This window comes from Saccharothrix hoggarensis (genome assembly GCF_052936025.1).
In genome coordinates this window covers 5,518,217-5,539,652 of sequence record NZ_CP193624.1, presented here as the reverse complement: position 1 = coordinate 5,539,652, position 21,436 = coordinate 5,518,217, and the positions used below count along the sequence as shown (strand labels likewise).

Below are 21,436 nucleotides of genomic sequence, written 5' to 3'. Positions count from 1 at the left end.
CTACTCCGACAAGAGCTGGCCGAGCGCCGCGTCGACGCCGCGGCCGTCCTCCACCACCGACAGCGTGCCGCCGGTGGAGCGGGCCAGCTCGGACAGGGTGTCGCGCTCCGGGTCGGGGCCGAGCGCGATCACGCTGACCACGATGTCCTTGCCGGGCTGCTTGAGCGCCGCGAGCCGCGACTTCAGCTCCTCGTAGTCGATCCCGCCGTCGTTGACGCCGTCGGTGAGCACCACGATCCGGTTGCGCTTGCCGTCCTGGTAGTCGGCCAGCGCCCGCTCGTACAGCGCGAGCAGGCTGGTGTAGAGCTGGGTGGCGCTGCGCGGTTCCAGGTTCGACACGCCGTCCAGCAGGGCCTGCCGCTGCTCGGCGACCGGGCCGGTGGGGACGACCTGCCGGTACGGCTTGTCGCCGTCCAGCTCGCGGGAGAACTCCCACAGCCCCAGCGACCCCGACACCGACCGGTTGACCTGCCCGGACAGCGCCTGCTTCACCCACTCCATCCGGCTGCGGCCGTCGCCGCCGTGCTCCTCCATCGACTTCGACGTGTCCACCAGGATGGTGACGACCTGGCCGTCGTCGGCGGTCGCCCACGCGGCCGAGATCTGCTGCGTGGTGTTCGCGTCGGCGGGCGCGAGCTGGTCGGTGACGGCGGCCCAGCGGATGCCGGGCGACGGCTTGGGCCGCTCGGTGGTGCCCTCGACCCGCAGGCCCGCGACGGACAGCGTCTGGCGCTGGTCGGGCTCGTGCAGGAACTCGCGGAACGCCTGCGACGCCCGCACCTGCGCCTCGCCGACCCAGTCGCCGGCCAGCGGCACGAACGGGAAGTCGGCGACCGGCGTCGGACCGCCCGCGGGGACGCCGTAGAGCGGTTGCGCGGGCGGGGTTCCGGTGTCCTTGCCGAGGTTGTGCCGGTACAGGTCCACCTCGAACACGGGGACCGCGCTGAACCCGGCCGCGTTCACGGCGGTGTCGGCGCCGAGGAGGGTCAGCGCCTCCCACGTGCCGATGGGCGCCTGCTCCGGGCCGGACGCCGCGAGCTTGCCGAGCGTCACCTTCACCGGGTCGAGCGCCAGCATCTCCGTCGTCACCGGGCCCTTGCCGTCGGGGCTCGCGCCGGCCAGCGCCGACTGCACGGCCATCGCGGTGGCCGCGTTCGTCGCCGGGTCGGGCAGGGCGACGGTGAACCGGCCCCACTCGGGCCGCCCGAAGCGGCCCCAGCCGTCCGCCGCGCCGGCCAGGTCGGGCAGGTCGGTCCAGCGGAACCCGGCGCCCGACTCCACGGCCCGCGCGGGCTCCTGGTGCAGGGCGAGCAGCACGGGGCTCGTCGCGATCGACTCGGGCGCCGCGCCGAGCAGGCCGGCGTTCTGCGCGGCGAGCCGGTTCGCCCACAGCGTCGAGTCGGTGACCCAGGCGTGCGGGCGGGCGCCGAGCTCGGCCTCGTCCCAGCCTTGGGTGAGGCCCTGGAGCACGACCTCGGAGTCGATCGACTGGACCTCGACCTGGATGCAGTGGTCGTAGACGACGGGCCGCTCCAGGCTCCACGCCTCGGCCACCTGCTTGACCGCCTCGGCGACGCTGGGCGTCGCGGACACCCGCAGCAGCGCGTCGCCCTCGTTGCAGTCGCCCGCCTGCGCCGCGGCCCGGCGCTCCACGATGCCGCCGACCCAGCTCCAGCCGAGCCAGCCGAGCACGAGCAGGGCCACCAGGCCGACGATGGCGACCGGCCACGTCGCGATGCCGCGCCGCACCTTCGTCCGCAGCGCGCGGTGTCGAGACATCGTCTTCCCTCTCAGCGTCCGGCTACAGCTGGCGAATCCCGACCGATATCACGCTAACAGGTGACATTCGCGGAACAGGTGAAGTCTCCGCGGGTCACGCGGTGGTGACGAGGCCCTCGGCCAGCACCCGGGTCAGGTCGATCAGCCTGGTTCTCAGCGGTGCGGCGGCCTCGGCGAACGCGCTCTGCCGCCGAACGTACTCGGCCCGGCCCTCCGCCGTCTCGATCGCCACGGGCCGGTAGCCGAGCGCGGTCAGGTCGTAGGGGCTCGCGCGCATGTCGAGTTCGCGAATCCGCAGCGCCAGCTCGAAGCAGTCCGCGACGAGCTCGGACGGCGTCGCCGGGTCCAGCTTGTAGGCCCACTTGAACAGGTCCATGTTGGCGTGCAGGCATCCCGGCTGCTCCAGGTCGGCCTGGGTCTCCCGGGTCGGCTGCAGCGCGTTGCGCGGCCGTGCCTCGGGGGTGAAGAAGCGGAACGCGTCGAAGTGGCCGCACTGCACGCGCTGCGACTCGACCACCCGGTCGGTGCCCGCGCTGCCCAGCCGCAGCGGCCACGCGTCGTGCCGCACCTGGTCGGGGCGCTGCCGGTACACCATCGCCCACTCGTGCAGGCCGAAGCAGCCGAGCCTGGGCGAGCGGCCCGCGGTGGCGGTGAGCAGCCGGTTCGCGAACCCGATCGTGTTCGCCCGGTCCCGCGCGAACGCCTCGACGTCGAGCGTCACGCCGTCGTCGACGCGCCGGTAGGCGGGCCACTTGAGGTAGGCGCGCGCCGAGTCGCCCGCCAGCACGACGCCGGGTCCGGGGTGCCAGCGCTCCAGCCTCGACGGGCGGTGCGAGTAGTACGAGAACAGGAAGTCCAGCACGGGGTGCTTGAGCCCGGCGGCCTTGCGCTCGTGGTGCGGGCCGGTCCACCGGCGCACGCGGGCCACGTGCGCGTCGCGTCGCGCGGTCCACTCGGCTTCGGAAAGGACGACCCCCACGACCGGTCAGGGTACTTCCCCCGGGCTGTGGTCCGGACCTCACCTGGCGCGGCGGGTGGCGGCCCTCACGTCCCGTCCGGCCGGCTTTCACCCGTCGCTAAATCGACGGCGTCCGGCGGGCGGGGTTGGCAGGGTGTGGACCATGTCCAGGGGGTGGGTGCGGCTCCAGGCCGTCGCGGTGTCCGGTTCGGTGGCCGAAGGGCTGATGCTGACCACGTTGCCGCTGGTCGCGGTGACGATCACGACGGACCCGCGGCAGGTGTCGCTGGTCAACGTGGTGGGTCAGGCGCCGTGGCTGCTGTTCTCGCTGTTCGCGGGGGTGCTGATCGACCGGGTGCGCCGCAGCACCGTGCTGACGTGGGCGTACGCGGTGCAGGCGGGCGCGGCGCTCACCCTCGCCGTGGCGGGGCTGACCGACGCGGTGACCCTGCCGCTGCTGCTGGTGGTGGCGTTCGTGGTGACGTCGGCGCAGGTGCTCGGCGACGGCGCGACCGGCGCGGTGGTGCCCGAGGTCGTCGAGCCGCACCGGCTGGCCGCCGCCAACACCCGGCTGATCCTCATCGACCGGGGCGCGGTGCAGTTCGTGGTGCCGCCCGCGGCCGGTCTGCTGGTCGGGTTCGGCCTCGGCACGCCCGCGTGGGTCGCCGCGGCCTCCGCGCTGGTGGCGTCGCTCGTCGTGCTGGGCCTGCGCTCGGCGCCGGGGACGCCGTCGGGCAAGCACCCGTTGCGGGACATCGCGGACGGCCTGCGGTTCCTCGTCGCCACCCGGCTGCTGCTGTCGATCACGGTGGCGGTGGCGCTCGGGTCGTTCGCGGCGAGCGGGGTGATGTCCATGTTCGTGCTGTACGCGACGCAGGTCCTGCACCTCGGGCCGGTCGGCTACGGCGTGCTGCTGACGTGCATGGCGGCCGGCTGGGTGGCGTCGTCGTTCCTGGTGAGCCGGGTCGTCGGCCGGATCGGCTACGCGTGGTCGATGCGGATCGCGCAGGTCGGGATGGTGGTGACGGAGGTGCTGGTCGCCGTGCTGCCGCCGTGGGCGTGGGCGATCGGGCTGGTCGTGTTCGCGCAGTCGGCGATCGTGATGGTGTGGAACGTGTGCTCGCAGTCGAGCCGGCAGCGGTTCACCCCGACCGGCCTGCTGGGCCGGGTGCTGACCAGCCACCGGGCGCTCGCGTGGGGCCTGACGCCGCTGGGCGCGCTGGCCGGCGGGTTCGTGGCGGCCGGGTTCGGGCTGCGCGCGGTGTGGGTGATGGCGGCGCTGATCCAGGTCGCCGCGCTGGTCGTGGCGTGGCTGGGCCTGTCGCCGCGGGCGTTCCGCGAGGCGGAGGCGGTGGCGGCCGCGCGTGCGTCGGCCGCGTCCACGCCGAACCGCTGACCCCGTGGGGCCGTCGCGTCAGAGCGGGGGGACGAGGTTCGGGAACTTGCGCGCGCCCAGGCAGTGCGGGCACTCCCGGCCGTTGTCCACGGTGCGCGGCTGGCCGCCGATCACGGCCGACGTCGGGTTGGCGATGAACCCGGCGCCGCCGCACAGGTGGCAGATGGTGCGCGGCTCGGAGGTGACGCCGAACAGGTCGTCCTCGTCTTCCTCGTCGTCGTCGTCGAACCCGTCCTCGTCGAAGCCGGCCCCGTCGGCGGGGTCGAAGTCGTCGTCATCGTCATCGTCGTCGTCACGCGGGTCCACGTGACCAACCGTAGTCGGGTGGGACCGGCAGCGCCTCCCCCGTACCGGCCCCACCCCGGCCGTCAGGGACGCTGCCCGGCGGCGTCCACGACGGCCAGTTCGGTGATGGCGTGGAAGTCCGATCCGAGCAGTTCGTAGGTCTCGGGGTCGAACACCAGCACCACCGGCCGCGCCTCCGGGCTCGACCCCGGCGGCACGGGCCAGGTGATGCCGACCCCCGGCCGGCCGGACCCGTCGCGCGCGTCCGGCACCACGGACAGCCCCGGCACGCGGGCCGCCGCCTCGTACAGCGCCGCCCGGCTCAGCGGCGGCAGCATCACCTCGTTGACCAGCGCCGGCACGTCCTTGCCGCGCGCGTTGACGCTGCGCTCCTCGCCGCCGCTCGCGTTCGCGTCGAGGTGGGCGAGCATCCCGTCCACGTCGGTCGGCAGGTCGGCCAGGTAGCCCGGCGCCGGCCGGCACGGCTGGGTCGGACCGGGCACCGGCTCAGTGCCCCTGACCACGACGGACCGCCCGTTCAGGCACCCGGGCAGGACCACCGGCCCGCCGTCGTGGTTGTGCAGCAGCCCGTCGCGGGTGCCGTCGACCGACTTCCAGACCTCCCGGTCCGGCGCGCCCTGCCCGACGCTGCGCGCGTACACGAACTGGTCGGGACGCGGTGGCGCGGACGGGTCGGAGCGGGCCGCCTGGGCGGCGTGGCCGAGCAGCCGCACGGCGTCCAGCACCGGCGTCACCTCGGCCGCCGACGCCGGAACCGACGCCGACGCCGATCCGGGCGGCGACCCGGTCGGCGTGGTCCGCGTGGTCCGCGTGGTCCGCGTGGCCGTGCGCGGCGGTGTCCGCCTCGCCGACCCGGTAGCGGCGCGCCTCCTGCCTGCGGTGCCGGGCGACGAGGTTGGTCGCGATGCCGTACAGCCACGGCCGGGCGTCCGGGCGCTCCGGGTCGTACCGCCCGCGCTTGTCGAACGCGGCGAGGAACGTCTCGGCCACCAGGTCGTCCGCGACCTGCGGGCCGAGCCTGCGCGCGAGGTACCGCCGGATGTGCGGCGCGTGGCGGTCGAAGATCGCCGCGAACGCGTCCGGCTGGTGCGCCGACCGTCGGATGATCTCGGCGTCGGTTGGTGTCGTGGTGGCCTTTCCGGCTGTCCCGGGCGAAGGGCGGTCACCCGCTATCCGCCGGTGGGCCCGATCGGGTTCGCGGTGTGAGCGGAAGTTGACCGGTGTGTGAGGGCGCCCCGGTAGCAATGACGTCCACAGGCATCAGGGGGAGCGAGTGGACAAGGTGAACGCAGCAGCGCGCCGGGGACGTCCCGGCGACGCGGTGGACGGTCGGATTCTCACGACGCCGGTGGGGTTGGCGTTCCCGCGGGACGTCACGTTCGAGTCGTGGGAGCAGGCGGGGCAGCGGTTGTCCCGCATCGCCAGCTCGTCGGCCTGGTACTTGGGCGACTGGCTGGTCTACGGGCAGGACCGGTACACGGGTCGGTACCGGCGGGCGGTCGAAGCTGTGGGGCTCGACTACCAGACGTTGCGGAACTACGCGTGGATCTCGCGCAAGTTCGAGCCGTCCCGGCGCCGGTCGGGCCTGCCGTTCCAGCACCACGCCGAGGTGGCCGCGCTGCCGCCGGAGGAGCAGGACCGGTGGCTGGACCGCGCCGAGCGGGAGGGCTGGTCGCGGACGGCGCTGCGGCGGGCGTTGCGGGAGGCCCGCGACCCCGGCTCCCGGCCGTACCGCGCGGTGATGCCGCGGGTGGCCGCGGGCAGCGAGGCGGTGGACCGGTGGCGGCGGGCCGCGATGGCCGCCAACGCCGACTTCGAGGCGTGGATCGTGGCGGCCCTGGACCGGGCCGCCGACCGGGACCTCGAGCTGGTGAGCGTGCCGCCGCTGGCGCCCGCCGCCGAGCGGGAGCGGGAGCGGGGGCTGGTCAGCCTGCCGGCGGTGCGGCCGGCGTCATGATCTGCTGACTGCCCGTCGCCCACGTCGTGGTCATGGTGACGGCGTCGACGCGCCGGCCGCCGCCGGTGCGGACGAGGCCGAAGCGGTGGTGGCCGCCCGGGGTCCAGGTGGGGTCGCCGTGCGGGTTCGCCGGCACGTGCACCGCCTGGAACCGGGCGGTCGCCCACGGCCCGGTCGCCGTCGACGTCCACCAGGTGGTTCGACACGAGGTGCTGGGTGGTGTCGACGATCTCGACGCGGTCGTTCGTGGTGATCACGACATCGACCCTGGGCGACGACGACGGGGCGGACCTCGGGATCGGGCCCGGGCGGGAGCCGGCGTCCCCGGCGCGTCGGGAACGCCGGCTCCCGCCCCGGCTACAGCTCGCGCCGCACGTGCGTGCCGTCGCGGACGGTGCCCACGTACTCCTCGACCAGGTCCTCCAACGCCACCAGGCCGTGCACCGCGCCGTCGGCCGACACGGCCTGCGCCAGGTGGCTCTGGGCGCGCCGCAGCGCCGCCACGGCGTCGTCGAGGCTCGCGTCCACCGGCACCCGCGGCAGGCCGCGCACCCGGCTCGGCGGCACCCGCGTGGACGGGTCGGCGTCCGCCAGGTCCAGCACGTCCTTGACGTGCAGGTACCCGATCAGCCGCTGCTCGTCGCGCACCGGGAAGCGGGAGAAGCCGGTGGCCGACACGGCGGCCTCCACCTCGCCCATGGTGGGCCGCGCCGACACCGCCGTGACCCGCGCCAGCGGCACCAGGACGTCCGCGACGGTCCGCTCGGCGGACGACAGGGTCTGCGCCAGCCGCCGGTGCTCCGAGTCCTCCAGCAGGCCCTCCTGGCGGGACTGCCCGATCAGCAGGGCCAGCTCGTCGCGCGTGTAGGCCGACTCCAGCTCGTCCCTCGGCGTCACGCCCACGAGCTTCAGCACCGCCGTCGACACCACGGTGAACCCGCGCAGCAGCGGCGCGACCAGGCGGCAGAACCAGAAGTGCGCGGGCACCAGGAGCAGCGCGGTGCGCTCCGGACCGGCGATGGCCAGGTTCTTCGGCACCATCTCGCCCAGCACCGTGTGCAGCGCCACGACGATGATCAGCGCCAGCGCGAACGCCACGCCGTGCCGCACGGCGTCCGGGATGCCGACGCCGTGGAACGGCGCCTCCAGCATCGCCGCCACCGCGGGCTCGCCCAGCGCGCCGAGCCCGAGCGAGCACAGCGTGATGCCGAGCTGCGCGCCCGCGATGAGCAGCGGCAGCTCCCGGCCCGCCTTGATGACCGTGCGGGCCCGGCTGCTGCCCTGCTCGGCCAGCGCCTCCAGCCGGTCGCGGCGGGCGGTGATGATCGCGAACTCCGCGCCGACGAAGAACGCGTTGCCCGCCAGCAGCAGCAGGATCACGACGACGCTCACCGCGACACCCCCGAACCGGCCTCGGTGCGGGCCACCCGCAGCTCGGCCACCCGGTGCCGGTCCATCTGCACCACGGTGATCCGCCAGTCGTCCACCCGGATCTCGTCACCGGTGTCCGGGATGCGGCCCAGCCTGGCCAGCACCAGCCCGGCCACGGTCTCGTAGTCGCCCTCGGGCATCCGGAAACCGGTGGCCTCGGCGATCTCGTCGTCGCGCAGCAGCCCGGACACCAGCCACGCGTCACGGCCCAGCTGCCGCACCGGCGCCGTCTCCCGCCGGTCGTGCTCGTCGCGCACGTCGCCGACGATCTCCTCGACCACGTCCTCCAACGTCACCAGGCCCGCCGTGCCGCCGTACTCGTCCACGACCAGCGCGGTCTGCAACCCGGAGGCGCGCAGCCGGTCCAGCAGCGCGTCGCCCTCCAGCGTGGCGGGCACCGTCTGCACCGGCCTGGTCAGCGCCGACACCGGCGTCGTCGCCCGCTGCGGGCGGGGCACCCCGAACGCCTGCTTGACGTGCACGATGCCGCGCACCTGGTCCAGGTCGCCCTGGTAGACGGGGAACCGGGAGAAGCCCGTCTCGCGGGCCTTCGCCACCAGGTCCAGCACGGTGGCGTCGGAGCGCAGCGACTCCACCCGCACGCGCGGCGTCATCAGCTCCTCCGCGGTCCGGTCGCCGAACCGCAGCGACCGGTCCAGCAGGCTCGCGGTGCCGGGGTCGAGGGTGCCGTGCTCGGCGCTGGAGCGGATCAGCGCGCCCAGCTCCTGCGGCGAGCGGGCCGACGCCAGCTCCTCCGCGGGCTCCACGCCGAGCCTGCGGACCAGCCAGTTCGCGGTGCCGTTCAGGGCGGTGATGAGCCACCGGAACACGGCGGAGAACCCCGCCTGCACGCCCGCGACGGCCCGCGCCGTCTCCAGCGGCTTGGCGATGGCCAGGTTCTTCGGCACCAGCTCGCCGAACACCATGGACAGCGACGTGGCCAGCGCCAGCGCGATCGTCAGCGCGATCGGGCCGGCCGCCGACGCGGGCACGCCCACGCCGGTCAGCGCGGGGGAGATGAGCTGGGCGATGGCGGGCTCGGCGATGTACCCGGTGATCAGGGTGGTGATGGTGATCGCGAGCTGGGAGCCGGACAGCTGGAACGACAGGGACCGGTGGGCCTTCTCCACCGTCCGCGCCTTCGCGTCACCCACCTGGGCGACGTGCGACTCGACGGTGCTGCGTTCCAGCGCGGTGAGGGAGAACTCGGCGGCGACCGCGATGAAGGTGCCGACGGTGAGGAGCACCACGGCGGCGAGGCCGAGCACGCTGAGCAGGATGGTCATCGGGCCCGCCTGGGGCGGGCTTCGTGGGGCTGGCAGCCGGGTATCGGACCCGGCTCGGTACTGCTGCCCGGGGACTGCGCGTCGCGCACGGAAGGGATCACTCCTCGTGAGGGGTGGTCGGTCAAGTCCAGTTTAGAGAGTAACCGCCGGTCAACGCAGTCCGATACCGCTGGGTGACGAAGTGCTCGCCCGCAGGACGACCTCGCCGGCGACACGGACGGTGCGCGGGCCGCCCGCCACGTCGTCCAGCACGAGGCGGGCCGCGCGCTCGCCCATCTCCTCCAGCGGCAGCCGGACCGTGCTCAGCGCCGGCACCAGGTCGCGCAGCGTGGGGATGTCGTCGAACCCGGCCACCGACACGTCCTCCGGCACGCGCAGGCCGTGCTCGCGCAGGGCCGCCATCGCGCCCATCGCCATCACGTCGTTCACGGCGAACACGCAGGTCGCGCCGGTGCGCGCGGCCACCAGGTCGGTGACCGCCGTGTGCCCGCCGTCCCGGGTGAAGCCGCTGCGGATCACGTGCGCGTCGGGCAGGTCGACGCCCGCGTCGGCCAGCCCGGCCTTGAACCCGGCCAGCCGGTCGCGCGCCACGAGCAGGTCCGGGGGACCGGCGAGCACGGCGAACCTGCGGTGGCCCAGGTCGGCGAGCCGCCGGGCCAGGGCCCGCGCCCCGGACCGGTTCGCGGGCACGACGGTGTCCGCGCCGAGCTTCGCCTGGGAGACGCACGCCACCCGGCCGCCCTGCGCGGTGAACGCGGTGATCTCCTCGGCCAGCCGCTCCGACGCGTGCCGGTCGGTGGTGCGGCTGCCCGCGATCACCACGGCGCGGGCCCGGTGCGCGCGCAGCGTGTTGACCAGCTCCACCTCGCGGCGCGGGTCGCGGCCGGTGGTGCCGAGCACCACGACCAGGCCCGCGTCCTCGGCGATCCTCGTCACACCGGCGGCGATGCTGGAGAAGTACGGGTCGGCGATGTCGTGCACCACGAGGCCCACCAGCACGCTGGAGTTGCGCGCCAACGCCTGCGCCGACGCGTTGGGCAGGTAGCCGAGCCGGCGCGCGGTGCCGAGGACGCGTTCGCGCAGCTCCTCGCTGACCTGCCGGGTGCTGCCGTTGAGCACGCGTGACGCGGTGGCGAGCGACACGCCCGCGTGCTTCGCCACTTCCGCCAGCGTGACCTGCCGCGACGTCAACGCCGCCTCCTTCTCGTCCTGGTCGGGCGAGACTAGCCCGCCGGGAGGTTGACGTCCGAGAGGAGCCGACCGTAGCGTGTTGGAAAGCGCTTTCCACAAGCTTCGAGCGGCCGCGGTCGGCCGCGGACCTGAGCGGGGTGTACGTATGGCGGTGCGCACGATCGGCGTCGCGTTGAACGGTGTCACCGGGCGGATGGGGTATCGCCAGCACCTCGTCCGCTCGATCCTGGCGATCCGCGAGCGGGGCGGCGTCCGGGTCGGCGACGACGTGCTGGTCCCCGAGCCGCTGCTGGTCGGCCGCAACGCCGCCAAGCTCAAGGAGATCGCCGAGCGCCACGACCTGCCGCGCTGGACCACCGACCTGGACGCCGCGCTGGGCGACCCGGACGTCGACGTCTACTTCGACGCGCAGGTCACCTCCGCCCACGTGGCCGCGCTGACGGCGGCGATCGACGCGGGCAAGCACGTCTACAGCGAGAAGCCCGTCGCGGCCACCCCGGACGAGGTGGACGGCCTGGCCCGGCACGCCGACGCGGCCGGGGTGCGGCACGGCGTGGTCGCCGACAAGCTGTACCTGCCGGGCATCCGCAAGCTGCGCCGGCTCCTCGACGGCGGCTTCTTCGGCCGCGTGCTCAGCGTGCGCGGCGAGTTCGGCTACTGGGTCTTCGAGGGCGACTGGCAGAGCGCGCAGCGGCCGTCGTGGAACTACCGCGCCGAGGACGGCGGCGGCATCGTCGTCGACATGTTCTGCCACTGGAGCTACCTCCTCGAAGGGCTCCTCGGCCCGGTGGAGGCGGTGACCGCCCGCGCCGTCACGCACATCCCGCGCCGGTGGGACGAGAACGGCGAGCCCTACGACGCCACCGCCGACGACGCCGCCTACGCGATCTTCGAGATGGCGGGCGGCGTCGTGGCGCAGGTCAACTCGTCGTGGACCACGCGCGTGCGCCGCGACGAGCTCGTGGAGTTCCAAGTGGACGGCACGCTCGGCAGCGCCGTCGCCGGGCTGCGGAACTGCGTGGTGCAGCCGCGCGCCGTCACGCCCAAGCCCGTGTGGGACCCGGACGTGCCGTCATCCATCGACTTCCGCTCGCAGTGGCAGGAAGTGCCGGACAACGAGGTGTTCGACAACGGGTTCCTGGTGCAGTGGGAGGAATTCCTCAAGCACGTCGCCGTCGGCGCGCCGTTCGCCCACGACTTCCACTCCGGGGTGCGCGGCGTCCGGCTCGCCGCGCTCGGCCTGGAGTCCTCCCGCACCGGCCGCCGGATCGAGGTGCCCGCATGACGTCCGTGCTGCTGCCCGGCCGCGACGGCGCGTTCCGCCGGCACCGGCTGTCCGCGCCCCGCGCGTGGGAGACCGGCCCGTTCCGGTCGCGGATCGCGTTCGCCGCCGCCCACGTGGTCGCCGACCCGTTCGCCGGCAACGTGCCCGGCGCGCCCGCCGTCCTCGACTGGGACGCCACCCTCGCGTACCGGGTCCGCCTGTGGGAGCACGGTTTCGGCGTCGCCGAGGCCATGGACACCGCCCAGCGCGGCATGGGCCTGGACTGGGACACGGCCGCCGAGCTGATCCGCCGCAGCGCGTCCATCGCCACCGGACGGCTCGCCGCCGGCGTCGGCACCGACCACGACACCGCCGACCCGCTGACCGCCTACCGGGAACAGCTCGCGACCGTCGTCGAGGCGGGAGCGCAGCCCATCCTGATGTGCAGCCGCAAGCTCGCCGCCGCCGCCCGCGGACCCGAGGACTACCAGAAGGTCTACGGCGCGCTGCTCGACGACGTCGACCAGCCGGTGATCCTGCACTGGCTCGGCACGGCGTTCGACCCGGCGCTGGAGGGCTACTGGGGCTCCACCGACGTCTCCATCGCCACCGGCCACTTCCTCGACCTCATCCGCGCCTACCCCGACCGCGTGGACGGCGTGAAGGTGTCGCTGCTCGACGCCGCGCACGAGGTGGAGCTGCGGCGCGCCCTGCCGCCCGGCGTCCGCTGCTACACCGGCGACGACTTCCACTACCCCGAGCTGATCGCGGGCGACGACGTCGGCCACAGCGACGCCCTGCTCGGCATCTTCGACCCCATCGCGCCGGCCGCCTCGACCGCGCTGCGCGCGCTGGACGACGGCGACCTCGACCGCTACCACGAAGTCCTGTCGCCGACCGTGGCGCTGTCCCGGCACCTGTTCGGCACACCCACGTACTACTACAAGACCGGCGTGGTGTTCGTGGCCTGGCTGAGCGGCTTCCAGGACGCGTTCGGCATGGTCGGCGGCCTCCAGTCGGCGCGGGACGTGGTGCACCTCGGCGAGGCGCTGCGGCTCGCGGACCTCGCCGGGCTGCTGCCCGACCCCGACCTGGCGGCGGCGCGCTGGGGCCGGCTGCTGGAGGTGCTGACGTGAAGCTGTCCCTGAACCAGGCCACGGTGAAGCGGGCGTCCGTGCCCGAAGTGGTCGACGTCTGCGTCCGCAACGGCATCGAGGGCGTCGGCCTGTGGCGCGACCCCGTCGCCGACCACGGGCTGGAGCGCACGGCCGCGCTGGTCAGGTCGGCCGGGCTGGAGGTGTCGTCGCTGTGCCGCGGCGGGTTCTTCACCGGCGCCGACCAGCGGCTCGACGACAACCGGCGGGCCATCGACGAGACCGCCGCGCTCGGCGCGTCCTGCCTCGTCCTCGTGCCCGGCGGCGTGCCGGACCGCGACCTCGTGGCGGCACGGGGCCGCGTCGCCTCCGCGTTGGAGGCCCTCGCCCCCTACGCCGAGGGCGCCGGGGTGCAACTCGCCATCGAGCCCATGCACCCCATGTTCTGCGCCGACCGCGGCGTCGTGTCCACGCTGGGGCAGGCGCTGGACCTCGCCGCGCCGTACCCGATCGACGTCGTCGGCGTCGTCGTCGACGCGCTGCACGTCTGGTGGGACCCGGCCCTCGCGGTCGAGGTGCGCCGCGCCGGCCCGCGCATCCACTCCTACCAAGTGTGCGACTGGATCACACCCCTGCCCGCCGACGTCCTGCTGGGCCGAGGCCTGCCCGGTGACGGGCACGTCGACCTGGTCGGCCTCACGTCGCTCGTCGCCGACGCCGGCTACACCGGGTACGTCGAGGTCGAGGTGTTCAACGAGGACGTGTGGGCGCGGCCGTTCGACGACGTCGCCGCGGACCTCGTGCGGCGGCACGCCACGGGGTGGGAGCCGGTCGTGGACGGCGGCCACGACCGACTCCCCGTCACCCCTTAGCGGGGCAGTTCCCGGCCCGCCGCGAGCAGGCGCAGCGTGCTCACCGACGGCACCAGCGCGTACAGCGCGCCCGTGGTCCGCACGAACGGGCCGCCGACCACGGCGTCCACCCCGGTCGGCGCGCCGCGCTCGCCCGCGGCGAAGTCCGGGTTCCGCGCCCACGTCCGCTGCACGAACTCGAACTGCTCGTCCAGCGACGTGCAGTGGGCCACGAACACCAGGCCGCGCTCGCCGGCGGCGGTCGGGCCGAACGGGATGCCGCGCCGCACCAGCCGGTGTTGGCGCGGCGTCCGGTGCGTGAACGACCGCGGGTTCGTCTTGCGGGTGTGCGCCGGGCACGGCGTGATCGTGCCCGCCGGGTCGTCCGAGTAGTCGAAGTCGTTGCGGTCGCGCGCCGCGGCCAGCGGCCGGCCGTCCCGGTGGCGGCCGACGACCCGCGGACCGAGCCCGCGCGCCTCGACGGCCGCGTGCCAGCCGTCGACGTCCTGGGTGAGGCGGCGGACCACCTGGATCGACCCGTCGGCCAGCCACGCGGCGGCACGCGGGCGAGCCGACTCGGTCGGGTGACCGAAGACGAACTCGCCCGCGTTCACCAGCAGCTCGCCCGGCCGGCCGACGCGGTGGCCGGGCCGGTCCGCGTCCTCGTGGTGGAAACCGCGGACGCCGGGCTGCGAGATGCCGTCCTTGTAGCCGAAGTGCTCGTGCCCGCGCCGGTCCCCGGGCAGCGTGTCGGCCCGCTGCTCGTGCACGGCCGTGACGCCCAGCAGCGTGTCCAGCACGTCCATGTTCCGGGCCGCGCACTCCAGCCGCGCCGCCGAGTCGGACGCCACCGTCACCACGGCGTGCACGGGCCGGCACGCGCGCCCGAACAGCCAGTGGTCGGGCGCCGAGTCGCCGGTGTCGCCGTTGGCGTCGGCGGCCTCCTCGGCGGTGTGGGGGAAGTGCGGGCGCAGGTCGTCGGCCGTGGCGTCCGGGTTGACGCTCAGGTCGACGATCCCCTCGGGGGTTAGGGACACGTTCGCCCAGGTGGCGCACAGGCCCGCCGGGTCGCCGCCGAACAGCGTGCGGCCGAGGGAGAAGACCTCGTTGAAGTCCTCGACGTCGGCCGTGGTGCTGACGTGGCCGAGCATCGCGGCGAGCCACGTGCGCCCCTGCTTCGCGTCGGTGAAGCGGACGAACCGGAACAGCTGGTGGTCCTTGTTGAACGCGGCCAGGACGTTGCCCTGGATCTCGGTGGACCCGCGCAGCGGTGGTCGCCGGGCTCCCCGCTCGACGTCCGGGAGATCGGTCATGGCTCACCCCCTGTCCTTCAGGAGGCCCGCGCCGCGCCGTGGATACGCCCGGTGGCGCGTCGGCGTCAGACCAGCGCCAGCGAGGCCACCACCGGCGCCACGTACACGAGCGGGAAGGGGATGTGCGCGTACGACCGGGCCCGCACCACGGTGACCACGGCGCCCGCGAAGTACAGCACCAGCCCGATCCCCGCCGCCACCCCGATGACCGGCACGAACAACCCCACCACCAACCCCGCCGCGCCCGCGGCCTTCGCCACACCGAGCCACACCCACCACGCGCGCGGCACGCCGTAGTCGGCCAACGGCTCCACGACCCACTTGGCGCGGAGGAAGACGGAAGCGGCCGAGAACCCGGCCAGGGCGGCGGCGACGAGGGTGACGATCACGTACGAGGTGGACATCGGAAAGGGCTCCCATCGGGTGACGGACCCCGGAGCCGCCCCAAGCCGCCCCGGCTGTCCAGAACACGTTCACCGCCATGACCCCGGCCGGCGCACGAACGTGACAACCGACGGAAAACTTTCCCCGCTCGTCCTTCACCCTTGCCGCCCCGCCGCCCGCAGTCCCGCCTGGCCGCCCGCCGCCTCGCCGCCTGCTGTCCGCAGTCCCGCCGGGCCGCCCGCCGCCTCGCCGCCCGCTGCGGCCTCACTACCGCCGACGACCCCGCTTTCCGCGCTGCCGTTGTCCGCCGCGCCGGTGCTCGATGGTCGGCGAAGCGGGCCTCGGAGCGGCGGGATTGTCGGTGCCTGCCGGCAAAATAAGCGCAGGGGTCCCCTCGGCGGGGACCCCTGCGAAGCGACTACCGGCGAAGCCGAGCTGTCATGTCAGCCGCTGAGCCGTCAGCCGCTGTGCTCGGACGCCGTTGCAAAGCCGCCGTTTCCAGCCGTCGTTGCTCAGCCGCCGTTGCCCGGCCGGTACGGCTGGGCGCGGTAGGTGTGGGGCCAGGTCGTCGTGATCCGCAGCACCGAGTCGTACAGCGTGCGGCCGAGGGCGGCGCGTGCGCGGAGCGCCGGGTGGGTGGCGCTGTAGTTGTCGGCGTTGTCCTCCTGGTCACCGTGGAACCGGCCGGACGCGAACAGCGCGAACGTGATCATCGGCTTGCCCGACGCGTCGAACACGATCCCCGCCTCGTTGCGCCCGTCGGCGAACCACCCCGCCTTGGTCGCCACGTTCAGCCGCTCCGCGGACGACAGGTTGAGCCTGATCCCGTCCGTGAACGACGTCAGCGACCGCAGCACCTTCAACAGGTGCGCGGTGGACGCGGGGGACAGCAGCTCGCCCGCCGCGAGCCCGCGCAGCAACGTCGACGTCTCCCGCGGCGTGGTGGTGCCGAGGAAGAACCGGTTCGGGTTGGCGACCGGCACGACCCTGGTGTGGACGAAACCCTTGGACCGCAGGATCTCGTTCAGCTCCATCGCGGGCACGACCAGCCCGCACAGCCGCACCGCCGTGTTGTCCGACACGGTCAGCAGCGCCGCGAGCGCGTGCCCCACGGTGACCGAACTCGGGTACGCGCCGTCGAGCGTGAAGATCCCGTCGGTGTCCTGGATGACGATCGACTCGGTGACGTCGACCCGCTGGTCCAGCGTGATCAGGCCCCGGTCGACCTTGTCCAGCACGGCCACCGCCACGGCGATCTTGTTCACGCTGTACGCCTCGACGACGCGGTCCGCCTCGGCCTCGACGGCCGGCTTCACCACGCCGTCCGGGTCCGCCACGGCGATGTGCGACGACCACGTGCCACCGGCCCGTCCGACCAGCGCCGCGTACTTCCACGCGATCTTGCGCCGGGCGAGGTCGGCCGTCGTCGGGATCAGCGCGTCCCACTCGGCTTCGGTGGTCTGCGCCTGCGCGGTCCCCGCGGCGCCCAGCACGGCGGTCGCCGCCGCCGACCCGAGACCGAGCGCGATCCTGCGGTTGACGTTCATGTTCCCCCTATCGGACGAATATGCCTTTACGACGCCACGAGGGCACGGAACGTTGCTCCGAACCGGTGACGTGATCCACCCGGCAGTAGCCTGCCGACATGGCAGACGGCGTTTTCCTGGTCACGGGCGCGAGCCGCGGCATCGGCGCGGCGACCGCGCGGCTGGCGGCGGAAGCCGGGTACCGGCTGGTCCTGACCGCCCGCGACACGTCGTCGCTGGCGCCGGTCGCGGCCCGGCTCGGCGGACCCGACCGGGTGTGGGCTGCCTCCTGCGACGTGCGGAGCTTCGAGCAGCTCGCGGCCCTGGTGGGGCAGGTCGAGGAGGAGTGGGGACGCCTCGACGTGGTCTTCGCGAACGCCGGCACGAGCGTCGTCACCTCGTTCACGTCGGACGCCGGCGCGCCGCCCGACGAGTGGAGCGACATGGTGCTGACCAACGTGTGCGGCCCGGCGTTCACGGCCCGCGCCGCCATGCCCGCGCTGATCCGCCACGGCGGGCACCTCGTGCTCACCGGGTCGGCCGCCGGGCGCGGGGTGCGGCCGGGCAACCTCTACTCCGCCACCAAGTGGGCCGTGACGGGGTTGGCGCAGGCCATCCGGGCCGAGTGCGTCGGCACGGGCGTCCGCGTCACCCTCGTGCAGCCCGGCCTGACCGACACGGGCGGCATCCCGCCGTCCCGCCAGGCCGACCCGAAGCTCGCGCCGGAGGACGTCGCGCGCGCCGTGCTCTACGCCGTGAGCCAGCCGCCGACGGTCGACGTCAACGAGATCCTGGTCCGCCCGGTCGGCCAGGACGCCTACCGCTGACCGGCTCCCCGACCTCACGTGGTCGGGGCGAGCCGCGACCGGCCGCCGGCGAACCACTCGTCGGAGAGGACGCCCAGCAGCACCATGTCGTGGTGCCTGCCGCCGGAGAACTCGTGGTCGCGCAACCGCCCCTCGACCTGGAACCCCAGCTTGCGGTGCAGGGCGAGGGACGGCTCGTTGAACGCGTACACGCCCGCCTCGCACTTGCGGTAGCGGCGCTCGCCGAACATGAAGTCCAGTAGCAGCCCCACCGCCTCCGCCGCGTACCCGCGCCGCTGGTGCTCGTGGCCGATGCCGATCCCGTAGCCGAACCGACCGGCCCGCCGGTCCGCGCCGTGCGTCGTCAGGCTGCCGACGAGCACGCCATCCGCCTCGATCGCGAGGAACAGCACGTCGCCGTCCGGGGCGGCGGTGGCCTGCCTGGCGGTCCACTCCCGGTGGCCCGCGGCGGAGCGGGGCGGCTCGACGCGGTCCACCGCGCGCATGTCCTCGGAGTGCTCCCCGAACCGCATGAACGCCTGCCAGTCGTCCGGCTCGACACCGCGCAACCGCACCTTGGACCCCACCCAGACCGATGTCATGGTGCGAGGGAAGCAGAACTCACCGCGCCGACGCAGGCGGATTTCCGCTCCACCCGGACGGCGGCGCGGCGCGGCGGCGGTGGCGAGGCGGGGATGCGCGGCGGGTGGGGCGCGGCGGCGGGCCGCGGTGAGCGGGTGGGACACGTCGTGGCCCGCACAGCACTGCGCCACCGGCCGCCGGGTGCGTGATCCCGACTGCCGGTGGCGCGGTGGTGGTGCCGGCGGCGGACCCCGTGGGGAGCCCGCCGCCGGTCACCCGGTCAGCCCTTGGTGCAGGACTGGCCGTTCACCCGGAAGTCCGTGGGCTCCCCCGCACCGGACCCCGAGGAGTTGAACCCGATGTTGGCCGAACCGCCGTTGGGCACGTTGCCGTTCCACGACACGTTCGTCGCGGACGCCGCCTGGCCCGTCTGCGACCACGTCGCCGACCAACCCTGGGTGATCTTCTGCGTGCCCGGCATCGTGAACTCCAGCTTCCAGCCGTTCCACGGCTGACCGCTGGTGTTCGTCACGGTGACGTTCACCGACATGCCGGTCGACCAGGTCGAGGCCCGCCAGACCACCTTGCAGTAGTTGGCGACCACGTCCGGCTTGGTCCGCACCGACACCTGCGGCGACATCGCCGACCGCAGGTTGGCGCCGTTCTTCGCCACGACCGTGAACTGGTAGGCCGTGTCCGGCCGCAGCCCCGTCAACGTCGCCGACGGGCTGGTGACCGTGGCCACCACGCGCAGCGCGTCGCCCTCGACCGAGATGACGTCGTACTCCTTGACGCCGCTCTCCGGGTCGGTGGACGCCGTCCAGGTCAGCTTCGCACCGGTCGTGGTGATGTCCGACGCCACCGGGGTGCCCGGCGTCGACGGGGCGGTGGTGTCCACCGGCGGGGCGGTGGTGACCTTCTCCGCGGCCCAGCTGGAGATCCACGCCAGCGCGGAGTTCCAGTTGACCGTGACCTCGTTCACCGAGTACGCCTCGATGTGGTCCACGAAGCACTTCTGCGCCTTGCAGCCCGTCAGCAGGCGCGCCGCGATCGGGTCCTGCAGCGCGCTGTTCGGACCACCCGAGAGCGCGCCCGCGGGCGCGGTCGGCAGGGTCGCGTCCAGCTGGTTCGCCCAGTGCCGGTGGTGGACGTTCTTCACCGGCTGGTCGCCGTAGCCCGTGACGTACGAGTACGACAGCGGGTTGCGGCCCAGCAGGTAGTTCAGGCCCTGGAACACGCCCTCGCGGTACTTGGCGGCGCCGGTGAAGTCGTGCGCCAGCGCCAGCACCGAGATGTTGTTCGCGACCAGGCCGTTCGAACCCCAGTCGTAGCTCTCCGTCCGGTACGGCGCGGGGTAGCCCTGGGTCGCCATCTGCGACAGGTGCGCGTCCGCCACCGTGGTGAACGCCGACTTGATCGCCGCGATGTCGGCGGCGGGCAGCCCGTTCGGCACGAGGGCGAGCGTGATGTCGCCCAGCGGGCCGGTGGAGCCCCAGTCGAAGCCGCGCGCGTTCAGGCTCTTGCCCTTGAAGTGCGTCGACGACGTCAGGTCGGTGCGGTAGGCCGCCTCACCGGTGGTCGTGAACATCTCCGCCGCGGCCCAGTAGAACTCGTCGGTCAACGTCGAGTCGCTGTACGAGCCGCCACCGGTGCCGTCGTTCGGGTCGGCGATCTTGTTCGGGTTCGCCTTCGCCGCCGCGTACGCCTTGGTGGCCGCCGCGAGCGCCTTCGCCGAGAACGCCGGGTCGATCGTCTTCCAGATGCGGGCCGCCTGGGCCGCCACGGCGGCCATGTTCAGCGTCGCCGCGGTGCTGGTCGCCGACAACCGGCGCGCCTGCGGGTCCTGGTGGGGCAGCAGGGGCAGACCGGTCCAGTTCTGGTCGTGGATCTTGTGGTGCACCATGCCGTCGGGCGCCTGCATCTTCAGCAGGAACTCGACCTCCCAGCGCGCCTCGTCCAGGATGTCCGGCACCCCGTTGGCCTTCTCCGGGATGTTCAGCTTGCCGTCGCCCAGCGGTGCGGCGTCGCCGATCCGCACCGCGCGCTCGTAGGTGTTGAGCACCTGCCACGCCGAGATGCCGCCGTTGACGACGTACTTGCCGTGGTCGCCCGCGTCGTACCAGCCGCCGCGCACGTCCAGCGTGTAACCGCACGGGACGGTCGAGAGGCAGGGGACGTTGTTGTCACCCTGGTTCGGCGCGACGTTGAGGTGGCCCGCCGGGCGCGCGTACTGCGCGCCGACGTACTGCGCGTCGATCTCGATGCCGCTGCGGTTGTGGTAGAAGTACGCCAGCGAGTCGTACCGCAGCCGCTTGATCGCGTCGGTGGCGATGTCGAACGGGTAGCTCGTCTCCGTGCCGACGGTCAGCGTGTAACCCGTGCCCGGCGTGTCGTACCCGGAGAAGTCGATCAGGTGCGTGGAGTCGCCCGACTCGGCGTCCGCGCCCTTCGGCGCCGTCTGACCCGTGGCCACCGCCGTGCCGGCGGAGTTCTTCAACGTCCACGTCTGCGGGGTGGTCGCGGTCGAAGTCAGGGTCGCGTGCTTGGCCAGGCCCGGCACGTAGGCGACCTGGTTGACGTTGATCTTCTTCGCGGGCTGGGCCGGGTCGCCGCCCGGCGGCTTCACGCCGCCGATCAGGGACAGGTTGTCCACGCAGACCGTCGTGTCGGCCGCCTGCGCGCCCAGGTGGAACGTGACCTGGCCCGGACCGGCGTCCGGGAAGTCGAGCTCCGACGTGAACGTGAAGGTGAAGCGCTGCTTCGTCGTCGTCAGCGCGACGTCGTGCTTGGCGATCTGCCGGTACGGGCTGACGCCCTCGCCGGCCACCGCCGCCGCCGGACGGGCGACCGAGGCGTACGCGTCGAACGACATCGTGTACGACTGGCCCGCCTCGAACGGCACGCCGTTCTGGCCGATCAGCGAGTCCCACGGGTTGACCGTGCCGCCGGTGACCGTGGCGCACAGCTCACCGTTGACGACCCGGTTCGACACGCCCGCGCTGGCCCACCACGGGTCGGCGGAGCCGTTGCTGAAGGTGCCGTTGACCAGGCGCTCGTAGTCCGCCGCGTGGGCCGTTCCGGACGCGAGTGCGCCGCTCACCGCCACGAGGGCGAGTGCTGCGGTGGCCTGACGGCGCCACCGGGGAGAAGGAAGCGATCTCATGGACTTGGGTCTCCTCCGTCTGCTCTGACGGTTGACGACGCTTCTGGGAGCGCTCCCTGGGAGCGCTCCCAGGACTCTAGGGTGAGCCCGCGCACATTCACAAGACCGAATTTGACCTCGAGTTAAGTGGAGATCACACGCTGTGAGGT

The 21,436-nt window shown here is 73.6% G+C and carries 18 protein-coding genes and 1 pseudogene; 6 read left to right on the top strand and 13 right to left on the bottom strand.

Annotated elements, in window-relative coordinates:
- Both ACRAKH_RS24880 and ACRAKH_RS24875 read right to left on the bottom strand, forming a co-directional pair.
- Positions 1-1,779 (bottom strand): VWA domain-containing protein, encoded by a 1,779-nt coding sequence (locus ACRAKH_RS24880; RefSeq protein ID WP_447009328.1) that lies wholly within the window; start codon positions 1,777-1,779, stop codon positions 1-3.
- A gap of 94 nt (positions 1,780-1,873) precedes the next feature.
- Positions 1,874-2,758: a 3-methyladenine DNA glycosylase gene (locus ACRAKH_RS24875; RefSeq protein ID WP_380729764.1), complete on the bottom strand. Its 885-nt coding sequence runs from the start codon at positions 2,756-2,758 to the stop codon at positions 1,874-1,876.
- 142 nt (positions 2,759-2,900) lie between these two features.
- Between ACRAKH_RS24875 and ACRAKH_RS24870 the strand changes: the two genes are divergently transcribed.
- Entirely contained in the window at positions 2,901-4,133 is a 1,233-nt protein-coding gene (locus ACRAKH_RS24870; protein WP_380729766.1) for an MFS transporter, read from the top strand.
- 18 nt (positions 4,134-4,151) lie between these two features.
- Here the strand turns inward: ACRAKH_RS24870 and ACRAKH_RS24865 are convergent, their stop codons facing one another.
- The 3 genes and pseudogenes from ACRAKH_RS24865 to ACRAKH_RS24855 form a co-directional block, all read right to left on the bottom strand.
- Positions 4,152-4,439: a hypothetical protein gene (locus ACRAKH_RS24865; protein WP_380729768.1), complete on the bottom strand. Its 288-nt coding sequence runs from the start codon at positions 4,437-4,439 to the stop codon at positions 4,152-4,154.
- A gap of 62 nt (positions 4,440-4,501) precedes the next feature.
- Positions 4,502-5,173 (bottom strand): CU044_5270 family protein, encoded by a 672-nt coding sequence (locus tag ACRAKH_RS24860; RefSeq protein ID WP_447009327.1) that lies wholly within the window; start codon positions 5,171-5,173, stop codon positions 4,502-4,504.
- A gap of 184 nt (positions 5,174-5,357) precedes the next feature.
- Positions 5,358-5,684: pseudogene (locus tag ACRAKH_RS24855) on the bottom strand (RNA polymerase sigma factor); the annotation flags it as partial.
- A gap of 37 nt (positions 5,685-5,721) precedes the next feature.
- Here ACRAKH_RS24855 and ACRAKH_RS24850 point away from each other — a divergent pair.
- Positions 5,722-6,396, top strand: a complete 675-nt coding sequence (locus ACRAKH_RS24850) for an LmbU family transcriptional regulator (RefSeq protein WP_447009326.1) — start codon at positions 5,722-5,724, stop codon at positions 6,394-6,396.
- 357 nt (positions 6,397-6,753) lie between these two features.
- Here the strand turns inward: ACRAKH_RS24850 and ACRAKH_RS24845 are convergent, their stop codons facing one another.
- From ACRAKH_RS24845 to ACRAKH_RS24835, 3 genes are all read right to left on the bottom strand, one after another.
- Positions 6,754-7,788: a hemolysin family protein gene (locus tag ACRAKH_RS24845; RefSeq protein WP_380728786.1), complete on the bottom strand. Its 1,035-nt coding sequence runs from the start codon at positions 7,786-7,788 to the stop codon at positions 6,754-6,756.
- Complete coding sequence (locus ACRAKH_RS24840) at positions 7,785-9,113, bottom strand: hemolysin family protein (protein WP_380728784.1); 1,329 nt, start codon at positions 9,111-9,113, stop codon at positions 7,785-7,787. The genes ACRAKH_RS24845 and ACRAKH_RS24840 overlap by 4 nt, the downstream gene beginning before the upstream one ends.
- 150 nt (positions 9,114-9,263) lie before the next feature.
- A complete protein-coding gene (locus tag ACRAKH_RS24835; RefSeq protein ID WP_380728781.1) occupies positions 9,264-10,304 on the bottom strand; it encodes a LacI family DNA-binding transcriptional regulator in 1,041 nt (346 codons plus the stop codon).
- 145 nt (positions 10,305-10,449) lie between these two features.
- On the opposite strand from ACRAKH_RS24835, the gene ACRAKH_RS24830 reads away from it, so the two are divergent.
- Genes ACRAKH_RS24830 through ACRAKH_RS24820 form a run of 3 tightly spaced genes read left to right on the top strand, consistent with a single transcriptional unit; the run spans position 10,450 to position 13,534 of the window.
- Complete coding sequence (locus ACRAKH_RS24830) at positions 10,450-11,589, top strand: Gfo/Idh/MocA family protein (RefSeq protein ID WP_380728779.1); 1,140 nt, start codon at positions 10,450-10,452, stop codon at positions 11,587-11,589.
- The gene (locus tag ACRAKH_RS24825) at positions 11,586-12,704 is read left to right on the top strand and encodes a dihydrodipicolinate synthase family protein (RefSeq protein ID WP_380728777.1); all 1,119 of its coding nucleotides are present in this window, start codon (positions 11,586-11,588) and stop codon (positions 12,702-12,704) included. The genes ACRAKH_RS24830 and ACRAKH_RS24825 overlap by 4 nt, the downstream gene beginning before the upstream one ends.
- Positions 12,701-13,534, top strand: coding sequence for a sugar phosphate isomerase/epimerase family protein (locus ACRAKH_RS24820; RefSeq protein ID WP_380728775.1), 834 nt, complete (start codon positions 12,701-12,703; stop codon positions 13,532-13,534). Before ACRAKH_RS24825 ends, ACRAKH_RS24820 begins: the two co-directional genes overlap by 4 nt.
- Here ACRAKH_RS24820 and ACRAKH_RS24815 read toward each other — a convergent pair.
- The 3 genes from ACRAKH_RS24815 to ACRAKH_RS24805 form a co-directional block, all read right to left on the bottom strand.
- Positions 13,531-14,826: a Dyp-type peroxidase gene (locus tag ACRAKH_RS24815; protein WP_380728773.1), complete on the bottom strand. Its 1,296-nt coding sequence runs from the start codon at positions 14,824-14,826 to the stop codon at positions 13,531-13,533. The genes ACRAKH_RS24820 and ACRAKH_RS24815 overlap by 4 nt on opposite strands.
- A gap of 65 nt (positions 14,827-14,891) precedes the next feature.
- Positions 14,892-15,230, bottom strand: a complete 339-nt coding sequence (locus ACRAKH_RS24810) for a DoxX family protein (RefSeq protein WP_380728771.1) — start codon at positions 15,228-15,230, stop codon at positions 14,892-14,894.
- A 492-nt stretch (positions 15,231-15,722) separates the two neighbouring features.
- Positions 15,723-16,757: a serine hydrolase gene (locus ACRAKH_RS24805; RefSeq protein ID WP_380730376.1), complete on the bottom strand. Its 1,035-nt coding sequence runs from the start codon at positions 16,755-16,757 to the stop codon at positions 15,723-15,725.
- Positions 16,758-16,855: 98 nt separating this feature from the next.
- Between ACRAKH_RS24805 and ACRAKH_RS24800 the strand changes: the two genes are divergently transcribed.
- On the top strand, positions 16,856-17,563 hold the full coding sequence (locus ACRAKH_RS24800) for an SDR family oxidoreductase (RefSeq protein WP_380730378.1): 708 nt from the start codon (positions 16,856-16,858) through the stop codon (positions 17,561-17,563).
- A 14-nt stretch (positions 17,564-17,577) separates the two neighbouring features.
- Here the strand turns inward: ACRAKH_RS24800 and ACRAKH_RS24795 are convergent, their stop codons facing one another.
- Positions 17,578-18,144 carry a GNAT family N-acetyltransferase gene (locus tag ACRAKH_RS24795; RefSeq protein ID WP_380730380.1) on the bottom strand — a complete coding sequence of 189 codons (567 nt, stop codon included), beginning with the start codon at positions 18,142-18,144 and terminating at the stop codon, positions 17,578-17,580.
- Between the two features lie 260 nt (positions 18,145-18,404).
- Positions 18,405-21,224, bottom strand: a complete 2,820-nt coding sequence (locus ACRAKH_RS24790) for a glycoside hydrolase family 9 protein (RefSeq protein WP_380722040.1) — start codon at positions 21,222-21,224, stop codon at positions 18,405-18,407.
- Positions 21,225-21,436: the final 212 nt, after the last annotated feature.

Bases quoted from the DNA above. Each gene is read 5' to 3' on its own strand.
- ACRAKH_RS24830 (WP_380728779.1), top strand. From the start codon at position 10,450: ATGGCGGTGCGCACGATCGGCGTCGCGTTGAACGGTGTCACCGGGCGG.
- ACRAKH_RS24840 (WP_380728784.1), bottom strand. From the start codon at position 9,113: ATGACCATCCTGCTCAGCGTGCTCGGCCTCGCCGCCGTGGTGCTCCTC.
- ACRAKH_RS24815 (WP_380728773.1), bottom strand. From the start codon at position 14,826: ATGACCGATCTCCCGGACGTCGAGCGGGGAGCCCGGCGACCACCGCTG.
- ACRAKH_RS24870 (WP_380729766.1), top strand. From the start codon at position 2,901: ATGTCCAGGGGGTGGGTGCGGCTCCAGGCCGTCGCGGTGTCCGGTTCG.
- ACRAKH_RS24810 (WP_380728771.1), bottom strand. From the start codon at position 15,230: ATGTCCACCTCGTACGTGATCGTCACCCTCGTCGCCGCCGCCCTGGCC.
- ACRAKH_RS24800 (WP_380730378.1), top strand. From the start codon at position 16,856: ATGGCAGACGGCGTTTTCCTGGTCACGGGCGCGAGCCGCGGCATCGGC.
- ACRAKH_RS24795 (WP_380730380.1), bottom strand. From the start codon at position 18,144: ATGACATCGGTCTGGGTGGGGTCCAAGGTGCGGTTGCGCGGTGTCGAG.
- ACRAKH_RS24880 (WP_447009328.1), bottom strand. From the start codon at position 1,779: ATGTCTCGACACCGCGCGCTGCGGACGAAGGTGCGGCGCGGCATCGCG.
- ACRAKH_RS24825 (WP_380728777.1), top strand. From the start codon at position 11,586: ATGACGTCCGTGCTGCTGCCCGGCCGCGACGGCGCGTTCCGCCGGCAC.
- ACRAKH_RS24805 (WP_380730376.1), bottom strand. From the start codon at position 16,757: ATGAACGTCAACCGCAGGATCGCGCTCGGTCTCGGGTCGGCGGCGGCG.